The organism is Bradyrhizobium sp. WSM2254 (assembly GCF_000472645.1).
Taxonomy (GTDB): Bacteria; Pseudomonadota; Alphaproteobacteria; order Rhizobiales; family Xanthobacteraceae; genus Bradyrhizobium; species Bradyrhizobium niftali.
Window position 1 is genome coordinate 147,143 of the sequence record NZ_AXAB01000012.1, and the last position, 12,334, is coordinate 159,476.

The 12,334-nt window shown below is 66.3% G+C and carries 13 protein-coding genes; 6 read left to right on the top strand and 7 right to left on the bottom strand.

Going from position 1 to position 12,334, the window contains the following annotated elements:
* Positions 1 to 132 precede the first annotated feature (132 nt).
* On the top strand, positions 133 to 486 hold the full coding sequence (locus A3M7_RS0108940) for a DUF1236 domain-containing protein (protein WP_027543608.1): 354 nt from the start codon (positions 133 to 135) through the stop codon (positions 484 to 486).
* Between the two features lie 332 nt (positions 487 to 818).
* Here the strand turns inward: A3M7_RS0108940 and glyS are convergent, their stop codons facing one another.
* From glyS to A3M7_RS0108975, 6 genes are all read right to left on the bottom strand, one after another.
* Positions 819 to 2,918 (bottom strand): glycine--tRNA ligase subunit beta, encoded by a 2,100-nt coding sequence (glyS, locus tag A3M7_RS0108945; protein WP_027543609.1) that lies wholly within the window; start codon positions 2,916 to 2,918, stop codon positions 819 to 821.
* The gene (locus A3M7_RS0108950; RefSeq protein WP_027543610.1) at positions 2,918 to 3,853 is read right to left on the bottom strand and encodes a glycine--tRNA ligase subunit alpha; all 936 of its coding nucleotides are present in this window, start codon (positions 3,851 to 3,853) and stop codon (positions 2,918 to 2,920) included. The genes glyS and A3M7_RS0108950 overlap by 1 nt, the downstream gene beginning before the upstream one ends.
* A 211-nt stretch (positions 3,854 to 4,064) precedes the next feature.
* Positions 4,065 to 4,256 carry a hypothetical protein gene (locus A3M7_RS0108955; protein ID WP_027543611.1) on the bottom strand — a complete coding sequence of 64 codons (192 nt, stop codon included), beginning with the start codon at positions 4,254 to 4,256 and terminating at the stop codon, positions 4,065 to 4,067.
* Between the two features lie 116 nt (positions 4,257 to 4,372).
* The gene (locus A3M7_RS0108960; protein ID WP_027543612.1) at positions 4,373 to 5,281 is read right to left on the bottom strand and encodes a S49 family peptidase; all 909 of its coding nucleotides are present in this window, start codon (positions 5,279 to 5,281) and stop codon (positions 4,373 to 4,375) included.
* Between the two features lie 216 nt (positions 5,282 to 5,497).
* On the bottom strand, positions 5,498 to 6,259 hold the full coding sequence (locus tag A3M7_RS0108970; RefSeq protein WP_027543613.1) for a tRNA1(Val) (adenine(37)-N6)-methyltransferase: 762 nt from the start codon (positions 6,257 to 6,259) through the stop codon (positions 5,498 to 5,500).
* The gene (locus A3M7_RS0108975) at positions 6,252 to 6,479 is read right to left on the bottom strand and encodes a DUF2007 domain-containing protein (protein ID WP_011085319.1); all 228 of its coding nucleotides are present in this window, start codon (positions 6,477 to 6,479) and stop codon (positions 6,252 to 6,254) included. Before A3M7_RS0108975 ends, A3M7_RS0108970 begins: the two co-directional genes overlap by 8 nt.
* Before the next feature lie 132 nt (positions 6,480 to 6,611).
* On the opposite strand from A3M7_RS0108975, the gene A3M7_RS0108980 reads away from it, so the two are divergent.
* The 5 genes from A3M7_RS0108980 to A3M7_RS0109000 all read left to right on the top strand — a co-directional run bounded on the left by A3M7_RS0108980 (position 6,612) and on the right by A3M7_RS0109000 (position 11,324).
* A complete protein-coding gene (locus tag A3M7_RS0108980) occupies positions 6,612 to 7,619 on the top strand; it encodes a polyprenyl synthetase family protein (protein WP_027543614.1) in 1,008 nt (335 codons plus the stop codon).
* Positions 7,620 to 7,996: 377 nt separating this feature from the next.
* Complete coding sequence (locus A3M7_RS0108985) at positions 7,997 to 8,512, top strand: helix-turn-helix domain-containing protein (RefSeq protein ID WP_027543615.1); 516 nt, start codon at positions 7,997 to 7,999, stop codon at positions 8,510 to 8,512.
* 1 nt (position 8,513) lies between these two features.
* A complete protein-coding gene (fabF, locus tag A3M7_RS0108990; protein ID WP_027543616.1) occupies positions 8,514 to 9,776 on the top strand; it encodes a beta-ketoacyl-ACP synthase II in 1,263 nt (420 codons plus the stop codon).
* 44 nt (positions 9,777 to 9,820) lie between these two features.
* Positions 9,821 to 10,453, top strand: coding sequence for a LysE family translocator (locus tag A3M7_RS0108995; RefSeq protein WP_027543617.1), 633 nt, complete (start codon positions 9,821 to 9,823; stop codon positions 10,451 to 10,453).
* Entirely contained in the window at positions 10,446 to 11,324 is an 879-nt protein-coding gene (locus A3M7_RS0109000) for an alpha/beta fold hydrolase (protein WP_027543618.1), read from the top strand. Before A3M7_RS0108995 ends, A3M7_RS0109000 begins: the two co-directional genes overlap by 8 nt.
* Positions 11,325 to 11,438: 114 nt before the next feature.
* Here A3M7_RS0109000 and A3M7_RS0109005 read toward each other — a convergent pair whose 3' ends face one another.
* Positions 11,439 to 12,323: a 4-(cytidine 5'-diphospho)-2-C-methyl-D-erythritol kinase gene (locus A3M7_RS0109005; RefSeq protein ID WP_027543619.1), complete on the bottom strand. Its 885-nt coding sequence runs from the start codon at positions 12,321 to 12,323 to the stop codon at positions 11,439 to 11,441.
* Between the last annotated feature and the right edge of the window lie 11 nt (positions 12,324 to 12,334).

Genomic DNA, 12,334 nt, shown 5'->3' on the forward strand with positions numbered 1-12,334 from the left:
CCGGGCTTCGCGAAAACTGCCCAAAAATGCCGCGAATGCGGCAAGGCATTTTCCGGAACATCGCGCGCGTCGCAGCATTGGCAACCGGTCGCGCCATTGGCGCCGGCTAAAATCATGTCGAAGGAGTTGCCCATGCGGAACAGGATTCTCGCTCTCGCCGCGCTTGGCGTCGCGCTCGGTGCGCCGGTTGCGGCACAGGCGCAAACAGGCATTACGGTTGGACGCGCGCCCGTCGTGGTCGACAGCGGCCCGACGATTGCGGTCGAACAGCGGCCAGCCTTCCGCGATTATGTCGTCGAACAACGTGTGCCGGCCTTCCGCATTCCGGATCGCGTGGTGGTCGGAGCCACCTTACCGGAGAGCGGCGTGACCTATTATGACGTGCCGCAACGTTTCGGCGCTACCACCTATCGCTACACCGTCGTGAACGGCGAGACCGTGCTGGTCGAGCCGCGCTCGCGGCGCATCGTCGAGGTGCTGGACTAGATCCTCGACGGACACGTTCCTTTCGAGCGAACCGGTATCCACTTCGCTCGAAAACGCATCGTTCAACTCGATGTCCGGCGCGTCAAATCAGGCTGACGCGTGCAGTGTTAAATCGGACATCAGGCCCCGCCCGGTCTCCCCCCTCCGGGTGGGGCTTTTTTGCGCTTCGTCATTCCGGGGCGCGCCATTTGGCGCGAGCCCGGAATCAATTTCTCTGCATCGCGCGCGGCACGATGGATTCCGGGTTCGCGCTTCCGCCTTCGCTCTTCGAGCTTCGGCGGACAAGTCGCGCGCCCCGGAATGACAGTTGCGTTTGGCCGCGCGGCCGTGCCTCAATCCTGGATCTTCGAGAAGTCCGCCACCGCGCGCGTGGCGCTGCGAATCTCGTTCAGCAGCTTCAGGCGGTTCTCGCGCACCTTCGGATCGTCGTCGTTGACGCGGACCTTCTCGAAGAACGCATCCACCGGCGGGCGCAGCTTCGCCATCGCGCTCATCGCGGCGGCAAAGTCCTCCTTGGCGACGGCAGCGCTTGCTTCCGCCTGCACCTCGCCGATCGCCTTGGCCAGCGCCTTCTCCTCGCCGAGGCCGTAGAGCGCAGCATCCGGCGCGCCGTCGAACGTGCGCTTGTCCTTCTTCTCCTCGATCGAGAGGATGTTGCTGGCGCGCTTGGTGCCGGCGAGCAGGTTCTTGCCGTCGTCCGACTCGAGGAACTTGCCGAGCGCCTCGACGCGGCGGACGATCATGAGCAGGTCGTCCTGGCCGCCGAGCGCGAACACGGCGTCGACGAGGTCGTGCCGCGCGCCCTGCTCGCGCAGCTGGACCTTCAGGCGGTCGGCGAAGAAGGCGAGCAGATCGCTCGGAAGCTTCTGTGCGTCGGCCGGCTTCACCGACAAGCCGGCGAGCGCGGACGCCGCCACCTTCATCAGCGACAGACGCAGTGCGTTCTCGGCGATCAGCCGGATCACACCCAACGCCGCACGGCGCAGCGCATACGGGTCCTTCGACCCCGTCGGCTTCTCGTCGATCGCCCAGAAACCGACGAGCGTGTCGAGCTTGTCGGCGAGCGCGACTGCGACGCTGACCGGATCGGTCGGCACCCGATCGGCGGGGCCCTGCGGTTTGTAATGCTCCTCGCAAGCCGCCGCGACGGAAGCATCCTCGCCCTGCGCCAGCGCGTAGTACTTGCCCATCAGGCCCTGCACCTCAGGGAATTCGCCGACGACTTCGGTCAGCAGATCCGCCTTCGCCAGATGCGCGGCGCGGGTCGTCTTGGCAACATCGGCGCCGACCAGCGGCGCGATCTCGGCGGCGAGCCGCTCGATGCGCTTGATGCGCGCGGCCTGCGTCCCGAGCTTCTCGTGGAACACGATCTGCTCGAACTTCGGCAGGCGGTCCTCGAGCTTGGTCTTCAGGTCGGTCTCGTAGAAGAACTTCGCATCGGAAAGGCGCGCGCGGATGACGCGCTCGTTGCCGGCGATGATGGTCTTGCCGCCGTCCGTCGCCTCGATGTTGGCGACCAGGATGAACTTGTTGGCGAGCTTGCCCGTCTTGGCATCGCTCACGACAAAGCACTTCTGGTTGTTGCGGATGGTGGCGCGGATCACTTCCGCGGGCGTTGCCAGAAATTCCGGCTCGAACGAGCCCATCAGCAAGACCGGCCATTCGACGAGGCCGGCGACCTCGTCCAGCAGGTTCTGGTCCTCGACGAGCTCGAAGCCCTGCGCGAACGCAAGCTGCTTGGCGTCAGTGAGGATCGCGTCCTTGCGGCGCTCCGGATCGAGCACGACCTTCGCGTCCAGCAGCTTCGCCTCGTAGTCCTCGAACCGGCGCACGGAAATCGCCGCGGGCGCCATGAAGCGATGGCCGTAGGTGGTCTGGCCGGCTTCGATGCCGTCCACCGAGAACGGCACGACATCGGGCTGTTCGGTCTCGGGCCCGAACGTCGCGGTGATCGCATGCAGCGGACGCACCCAGTTGAGCGAGCCGGGTTTTCCGGAACGCGCGCCCCAGCGCATCGATTTCGGCCAGGGGAAAGTCCGGATGATGACGGGCAGGATCTCCGCAAGCACGTCGATCGCGTCGCGGCCGGGCTTCTCGATCAGCGCGATGTAGAAGTCGCCCTTCGGATCGCGCTGGATCTTGGCCTCATCCAGCGAGTTCAGACCTGTCGCTTTCAGAAAGCCCTGCACGGCCGCATCGGGCGCACCCATTTTCGGTCCGCGGCGTTCGGTCTTGAGGTCAGGCTGGCGCGCAGGGATGCCGTGCACGGTGAGCGCGAGGCGGCGCGGCGTCGCGAAGGCTTTCGCGCCGTCATAGACCAGGCCTTCGGCGACGAGCTTGTCGGTGACCATACGGCGCAGATCGTCGGCCGCCTTCGCCTGCATGCGCGCGGGGATTTCTTCCGAGAACAGTTCAAGCAAAAGATCGGGCATCAGGCCGCTCCGCCCGCTTCAGTATGTATCCAGGCTTCGCCACAGGCCTTGGCCAGCTCGCGCACGCGAAGAATGTAGCTCTGCCGCTCCGTCACGGAGATCACGCCGCGGGCGTCGAGCAGGTTGAAGAGGTGGCTTGCCTTGATGCACTGGTCGTAGGCGGGCAGCGCCATCAGATGCGCCTCGCGCTTGCCGTCCTTCCAGCCCGCGTCGAGATATTTTTTACAGGCGGCTTCCGCCATCTTGAACTGCTCGAACAGCATCGCGGTGTCGGCGACTTCGAAGTTGTGCTTCGAATATTCCCGCTCGGCCTGGAGGAAGACGTCGCCATAGGTGACCTTGGCGTCGCCGTCGCGACCGTTGAAATTGAGGTCGTAGACGCGGTCGACGCCCTGCACATACATCGCGAGACGCTCAAGCCCGTAGGTGAGCTCACCCGCGACCGGCGCGCATTCGAAGCCGGCGACCTGCTGGAAATAGGTGAACTGGGAAACTTCCATGCCGTCGCACCAGCACTCCCACCCCAAACCCCAGGCGCCCAGCGTCGGGCTCTCCCAGTCGTCCTCGACGAAGCGGATGTCGTGCACGGCGGAATCGATGCCGATCGCGGCGAGCGACTTCAGATACAGCTCCTGAAGGTTCGGCGGCGACGGCTTCATGATCACCTGGAACTGGTAGTAGTGCTGCATCCGGTTCGGGTTCTCGCCGTAGCGGCCGTCCTTGGGCCGGCGCGAGGGCTGCACATAGGCGGCGTTCCAGGGTTTTGGCCCGAGCGCGCGGAGCGTCGTCGCTGGATGGAAGGTACCTGCGCCCATCTCCATGTCGTAGGGCTGCAGGATCACGCAGCCCTGCTCGGCCCAGAACCGCTGGAGCGCGAGGATGAAGCCCTGGAACGAGCGTTCCGGGCGCATATGGGCGGGCAATGAGGCGTCCATCGTCAGATCAGGCTCTCGCGGGGGGTTTTGAATCGCGCGGGACCGTATCGACGGCGGGGATGGGAATCAAGGCGAAGGGGGTGGATTCGGGCCAATCCCGAGAGGATGCGGTAGGGTGGGCAAAGGCGCCCTTGCGCCGTGCCCACCATCCCTCCGGGACTACGACCGTTGGTGGGCACGCTACGCTTTGCCCACCCTACGGCAGCGTTACCTAGCCAGGCCGGTAAGCTCCGGTCACCGGATCCTGTTTCAGCGTCCGGATTTCCCCCATATGGGCGGCTTCGGCGACGCGTGAGAGACGCATCTCCTCCAGCTCCTGGTTGATCCGGACAGCGGTCTTGTAGGCCCAGCGGACCACGGCAAGCCCGCCCAGGACGCCCGCGAAAGCGACGAACGGCGGCATCTGTCGATCCTTGTTGAGTGCTCAGCCCCCACGCACATTCTTGCGCAGACCGGGCCGCGCCGCAATTGGCTCGGCTTCAAGTCTCCTTGGGGCCAAATGGCGCGGGAGGCCGTGCCCTAGAACCCGAATTTCGCCCAAATCGCGCGCGTTTCGACCGCCGAGATCAGTTCGTCCGGCAGCCCGGCCATTGATTCCAGGGCCGAAAGCTGGCCCGCGCCGGGCGATCTGCGCCCCAAAAGGCCGGACAGCAGCCCGGTCGGCTGCGCAATCACGGGGGTGAGAACCTTCTCGCCATAGCGGGCACGAAGAGTTGAGCGGAGATCGCCGATACCGTCGGCGAGCCCGAGCCCGACCGAACTCTCGCCGGCCCAGTATTCACCGGTGAACAGGGTGTCGTCATCGCCCTTCAGCCGCGCGCCGCGGCTCTCCTTCACCAGCGCAATGAAGATCTGGTGGATCTCGCGCTGGATCGCCTTCAGCTTGGTCACGTCGTCGGGGTTTTCGGGCAGGAACGGATCGAGCATCGCCTTGTGCGCGCCGGCCGTGTAGAGCCGCCGCTCGATGCCGAGCCGCCTGATCGCCTCCTGGAAACCAAAACTGCCGCCGACCACGCCGATCGAGCCGAGGATCGAGGACGGATCGCAGAAGATCTCGTCGCCGGCGCAGGCGATCATGTAACCGCCGGAGGCCGCGACGTCCTCGACGAACACCAGCACCGGCAGCTTCTTCTCGGCCGCGAGCTGCTTGATGCGCAGATAGATCTGGCGCGACTGCACCGGCGAGCCGCCGGGCGAGTTGATCACCAGCGCCACCGCCTTGGCGTTCCGCATCGAGAAGGCCCGCTCCAGCACCCGCGCGACGCCCGCGAGCGACATGCCCGGGCGCAGCGGCGTCACCGCACCGATCACGCCTGACAGCCGCACCACCGGCACCACCGCCGTGCCAGGGCGGAAGCGCGCCGGCAGATATTGCATGAGCTTGTCGGTCAGGCCGGAACCCTCACGATCGTTCAATTGTTCGGCCATGCCGTTACCTCTGTTTAACCATTTCTTATCACGCGACTGTCATTGGAAGTGCCTGGAACGTGTTTTGCAGATTCCCTATTGGGAAGCTGCAATGAAGCAGCGGAGGAAACGCCATGAAGATCTATCTGCTGTTGATGCTGATCGGTGCGCTTTTCACGGCGATTCGCTTTACGTCCCCGCAAGAACAGCAGACGGAATCGCTGCCGCAGTAAGCCGTCACGGCTCCGCGAGCGGCAACACCGCCCTCCCTTCCAGAATATCCCTCACCTCTTTTTTAGGCACGTCTGACTCTTCGTTAAGCATGAGGCCCGGCAACAGGCGCGTCGGCGCCCTGCCGCCTTTGATCGCGCGCACCATCACGCGGATCGCAGGCCGCCCCGCTTCACCATGAACCGGCAGGATCGACAGGCTGCCGAAGCCGCGTGACAGCGCTGCCAAGACCTCGGCGATTCCATCCGCGCGCCAGATCAATGTCAGCACACCGTTCGATCGCAGGATACGCCGTGCTGCATGCACCCACGCATGCAGCGTCTCCTCCGTCGCCACATGCGCGGTGTGGCGCGCCTGATCCGGCGAGCCACGATGGCGCACCGGATCGTTGAAGGGCGGGTTCATCAGCACACGATCGACGCTGTCGGGCACGAGCCCATGTGCCACGAAGGCCTGCGCATCGGCGGTGACGTCGAGCACGATCGTATCGGCGGTAATCGCGTTCGCCGCCGCATTGGCACGCGCCAGCTCCGCCAGTTCCGGATCGATCTCGACCAGGCTGAGCCTGATCCCCGCCACGCGCTGCGCCAGCGCCAGCCCGGCCGTGCCGATGCCGGCGCCGAGATCGACCACGCGGTCGCCTGCCTGGGCCTCCGTCGCCGCGGCGAGCAGGATGGCGTCATGGCCGGCGCGATGGCCGGACCGCTTCTGCTTCAGGCGTAGTTGCCCGCCGAGAAAGGCGTCCTCGGTGATGTCGGCCTCAATCATCGCCGCGCAGTTCGTGGCTGAGCCCCGCCTCGGTCAGGAGCTGCCGGGCCTCCTGGGCGTCGTCCTCATGGACCAGGATCCGCCGCGGCAAAATGCCGAGCGAGCCCTCGATAATGCTCATGTTCTGGTCCAGCACCAGATGATGGATATTGGCGCCGTCGAGCAGCGCGCCGATCGCCGACACCAGCACCATGTCGTTGGTCCGAACCAGTTCACGCAAAACGCAGGTCTCCTGCCTGAAAGGGGTTAAGCGGCAAATGTCAATGGTTCCGCAGCACTTGCCGCATGCGCCTCCAGTTTCTATTGTATTTCCATCAGAATAGCCCTTCCGGGGCAAATATTGGAGACCGGCGTGGCCGTCATCGTACCTTTCGAAACTCCCGGCGCGTCGATCGAAGAGCTGGTTGCCCTTGTCGCCGGAGACATGGAGCGCGTCAACGCCACGATCCTGTCGCGCACCGGCTCCGACGTGACCATGATCCCGGAGGTCGCCAACCATCTGATCTCCTCCGGGGGCAAGCGCCTGCGGCCGATGCTGACGCTCGCCATGGCCAATCTCGCCGGTTACAACGGCGACGGCCACATCAAGCTGGCTGCCTCCGTCGAGTTCATGCACACCGCCACCCTGCTCCATGACGACGTCGTGGACGAGAGCGAGATGCGCCGCGGCAAGCTGTCGGCGCGCATGCTCTGGGGCAACGAGGCGAGCGTGCTGGTCGGCGACTTCCTGCTCGGCCAGGCGTTCCGCATGATGGTCGAGGTCGGCTCGCTCCGCGCGCTCGACATTCTCTCCGCGGCAGCCGCCACCATCGCCGAGGGCGAGGTGATGCAGCTTGCCGCCGCCAAGAACACCGCGACCACCGAGGACGAATATCTCGCCGTGATCCGCGGCAAGACCGCCGAGCTGTTCGCCGCCGCCTGCGAGGTCGGTCCCGTGATCGCGAACCGCCCCAAGGCGGAGCAGACCGCCTGCCGCTCGGTCGGCATGAATCTCGGCATTGCGTTCCAGCTCGTCGACGACGTGCTCGATTATGGCGGCAAGAGCGCCAAGCTCGGCAAGAACACCGGCGACGATTTCCGCGAAGGCAAGATCACGCTGCCGGTTGTGCTCGCCTTCCGCCGCGGCAACGACACCGAGCGCGCCTTCTGGATCAAGGCGCTCGAGCGCGGCGAGATCGGCGATTCCGATCTCGATCACGCCATCGGCCTGATGAACAAGCACCGCGCGCTCGAGGACACGCTCAGCCGCGCCCAGCATTACGGCGCCATGGCGGTGGATGCACTGGCGCTGTTCCCGTCGTCGCCGATGAAGAGCGCGCTGGAGCAGGTCGTGGCGTTCTGCCTGGCACGGTCGCATTAGGTCTCGCGTTTCGGCGCACTGCCAGCCACACCCTTCAGTGTCGTCCCGGCGAAGGCCGGGACCCATACCGCGTGATCTATCGGTAGACGCGCGGTCTCCGTACCGCACGCCTACACCTTCACTACCGATCTTCGCCAAACTTCTCCCTGTGGTTATGGGTCCCGGCCCCCCGTGCGCAATTGCGCACTAGGCCGGGACGACGCTTGGTGAGATAGCGTCGCCGCCGCTTCGACACCGTCATTGCGAGCGCAGGCGCCATTCGCGCCAACCAGCACTCAACTTTCAGCGACGCCCTCTGACACTCGTAACGCACCCCAGCCGGGATGCCGCCCGGCCATTAACTTGCATTTTGCAAGCCACCATCCTACCTTCCCGCCATGCAGCCCAAATCCGCCTCCATTCTGGAATGCCCGGTCGGCCGCGCCGTGGAGACGGTCGGCGAATGGTGGAGCATTTTGATCCTGCGCGACGCGTTCCAGGGCGCGACGCGCTTCGACGAGTTCTCGCAAAATCTCGGGATCGCACCGAACATCCTGTCGCGGCGCCTGGCCCATCTCACCGCGTCAGGCATGTTCGTCCGCCGCCGCTATCATGAGCGGCCGCCACGTTACGAATATGTGCTGACGGACAAGGCGCGGGATTTCTTCCCCGTGGTCGCGGCGCTGCTCGCCTGGGGCAACAGGCATCTCGCGCCGAAGGGCGAAGCCATTCTGCTGGCAAGCCGGGCCGATCGTCGTCCGTTCGATCCTGTCGTGGTCGATGCCGCCGACAGGCAGCCGATCACGCTCGACAATGCGGTCATCATCGCGGGGCGGGGCGCCAGCCGCGGGATGCGCAAACGGCTCGCCTCGCTCAAGGCCATGAACCCGGCCATTGCGCCGGCTGGAGACTGACATGCGTCGTATCGTCGTGACGGGAATGGGCGCGGTGTCACCGCTCGCCTGCGGTGTCGAACTGTCCTGGCGCCGGCTGCTCGCCGGTCAAAGCGGGCTGCGTCCCCTACCCGAATGGTCGCAGGCGCTGCCCGCGCGCATCGCGGGCCTCGTGCCCGACAAGGCCGGCGATGCAGACGGCGGCTTCGACCCGGCGCAGGCCGCCGCGCCAAAAGACCAGCGCAAGATGGACCGCTTCATCCTGTTCGCGCTGCTCGCCACCGCAGAAGCGGTCGCGCAGGCCAAATGGACGCCGCAGGACGCGGCCGCGCTGGAACGGACCGCAACCATCATCGCCTCCGGCGTCGGCGGCTTTCCGGCGATGGCGGAGGCGGTGCGCATCACCGAGCAGCGCGGCGTGCGCCGTCTCTCGCCATTCACGATCCCCTCGTTTCTCGCCAATCTCGCCGCCGGCCACGTCTCGATCAAATACGGCTACAAGGGACCGCTGGGGACGCCGGTCACGGCCTGCGCCGCCAGCGTCCAGGCGATCGGCGATGCCGCGCGCATGATCCGCGCCGGCGAGGCCGATGTTGCGATCTGCGGCGGCGCCGAGGCCTGCATCGACATCGTCAGCCTCGGCGGCTTCGCCGCGGCGCGGGCACTGTCGAGCTCCTTCAACGACGAGCCGATGCGCGCCTCGCGCCCATTCGATCGCGACCGCGACGGCTTCGTCATGGGCGAAGGCGCCGGCATCCTGGTGGTCGAGGCGCTCGAGCATGCGCTGGCGCGCGGCGCCACGCCGATCGCGGAGATCGTCGGATACGGCACGACGGCGGATGCCTACCACATGACGTCGGGGCCGCCCGATGGCGACGGCGCGCGCCGCGCCATGGAGATCGCCCTGCGGCAGGCGCGGCTGGAGCCCGGCCAATTGCAGCATTTGAACGCGCACGCGACGTCGACGCCGGCCGGTGACGAAAGCGAGCTTGGTGCGATCGGCGCGCTGTTCGGCCGTAACCGCAGCATCGCGGTGAGCGCGACGAAATCAGCCACCGGCCATCTGCTCGGCGCCGCCGGCGGGCTCGAGGCGATCTTCACCATCCTCGCCTTGCGCGACCAGGTCGCGCCGCCGACGCTCAATTTCGAGAACCCCGATCCCGGCGCTGATGGCATCGACATCGTCTCAGGTAGCGCGCGGCCGATGCCGATACGGCACGCCATCTCCAACGGATTTGGCTTCGGCGGGGTGAATGCCAGCGTGATCTTCCGCCGGATGGACTAAACGACGGGCCTTGCAATCGCCCCAAGCATCGCTACGACAGCAGGATGACCGACACGAATTTCTGGCTGTTCCTTGCCGCGGCATCTCTCATTGCTGCCATTCCCGGCCCCGGCATTTTCTACGTCGCGGCGCGGACCTTGTCCGAGGGGCGCGGCAGCGGCTTTGCCTCGACCGCGGGCACGGCGCTCGGCGGGCTGGTTCACGTGGTGGCGGGCAGTCTCGGTATCTCCGCCATCATTCTCGCCAGCGCCGAGCTGTTTGCCGCCGTCAAATTCGTCGGCGCGCTCTATCTGGTCTGGCTCGGCATCAAGACTTTTCGCAGCGCCGGCCGCGCGCTGTCATTGGAGGGCGCGCCCACCGGCGACAATCGCGCGTTCCGCGACGGCGTTTTGGTCGAGGCGCTGAACCCGAAGACCGCCGCGTTCTTCCTCGCCTTCATTCCGCAATTCCTCGATCCCGCGGGATCGAACCCCACGCTGCAATTCATCGTGCTCGGCGCGATCTCGGTGACGCTGAACACGCTCGCCGATGTCGTCGTGGTGCTGATGGCGTCCGCGACGCGCACGCAACTGATCGGACGGCCGCATCTGATGCGGCGTCTCACCCAGGGCTCCGGCGTCTTCATCGCGGGCCTCGGTCTCTCGCTCGCGCTGGCGCGGCGGCCGGCAAATGGCTAGCGCCCCGCAAAGCCGTTTCTACGAGTCTCACGGCCTGCGGCTGCATTATGCCGATTGGGGCAATGAGGGCGCGCCGCCCCTCATCCTGGTCCACGGCGGCCGCGATCATTGCCGCAGCTGGGACGTCATCGCCAGATCGCTGCAACCGCATTTTCACGTGCTGGCGCCGGACCTGCGCGGCCACGGCGATTCCGACTGGACGAAGGGCGGCAGCTACGCGCTGACGGAATATGTGTACGATCTCGCCCAGCTCGTCCGCGGCGTCGCAACGCCTCAAGTGACTCTCATCGGCCATTCGATGGGCGGCATGGTGAGCCTGATCTTCTCGGGGTCGTTCCCCGAGCAGGTCACGAAGCTGGTCGTGCTCGACGGCGTGACCATGCTGCCGGATGCACCAAAGCCGCCGGCGCATGAGCGCATCGGCAAATGGGTCGGCCAGCTCGACAAGCTGCACGACCGCACGCCGCGCCGCTATTCGACCCTCGAGGATGCCGCCGCGCAGATGGTGCTTCACAACAAGCGGCTGTCCCGCGACCTCGCGCTGCATCTTGCGACGCACGGCGCGCGGCAGAACGAGGACGGTACCTATAGCTGGAAGTTCGATCCCTACCAGCGCGCCTCCGCGCCGCATCGGCTCTGGCCGGACGATCACGTCGAACTCTGGTCGCGCATCGCCTGCCCGACGCTGCTGCTGAATGCCGGCGAAAGCTTTCTCGGCGGGTCCAGAGCGGCAGGCCTGGCGCGCTACTTCCCGCAGGCGCGTGTCGAGACCATCGCCGGCGCGGGGCACTGGCTGCAGCATGACAAGCCGCAAGAGGTGTTGGGTGAGATCAGAAGGTTTCTCGGGCTGCCTGAGGATTGCAGCGGCTAGCCCCACCGCCGTAGGGTGGGCAAAGCGAAGCGTGCCCACCATTTCGATCGCGTGACTTGGATACATGGTGGGCACGGCGCTATCGCGCCTTTGCCCACCCTACGGCGGTCGCGCCTAGCTCAACGTCCCCGCATGCACCCACCAGCCGGGGTGATCGCGCCGGATCCTTTCCGCGGCAGCATGGGCCTCGGTTGCCGCGCCATAGATCGCAAAGCAGGTCGCGCCCGAGCCGGACATGCGGGCGAGCTTGACGCCGGCGGAGTCACGGAGCGCCTCCAGCACCTCGCCGATAACAGGCTCGATGCGCATTGCGGGCGCTTCGAGGTCGTTGGCGACGGTTTCGAGAACCTTGACCCAGTCGGCGATCGAGGCGCCCTCCTCCGGCCAGGCCGGAGCTCCGAGGACGGAGGTGGCGCCGACCAGCAGCTCGCCGTTGCGCAGGCCCAGCGCCTGGAACACGTCCTTGGTCGCCACCGGCACGCGCGGGTTGACCATCACGCAGGGCATGCTCGGCAGCGCGAGCGGCAGCAGCTGCTCGCCGACGCCGGTCATGTCGCAGGCGCGCGAGAGCAGGCACACCGGCACGTCGGCGCCGGTTGCGAGCGCGACCTTCTGGAGGCGGGGATCATCGAGCGACAGGTTGTTGAGCCGCGCCAGCAGCCGCAGCGCTGCCGCTGCATCCGCCGAGCCGCCGCCGATGCCGGCCGCGACGGGCAGCACCTTGTCGAGCGCAAAGGCGCCCAGCTTCAGGTTCGGCACGGCCTCGGCCAGAAGCTTGGCCGCCTTGAACACGAGATTGTCGGCGGTATCGCCGCACGCTGCGGCGAGCGGCCCGGTGGTGGCGAGCTTCAGCTCGCCGCCCGGCTCCAGCGTCAAACGATCGGCGCAGTCGGCGAAGGCGACCACGCTTTCGAGATCATGATAACCGTCGGCACGACGGCCGACCACGCGAAGGCTCAGATTGACCTTCGCGCGCCCCTCTTCAATCAACGCCGGCATCGGCGACACGC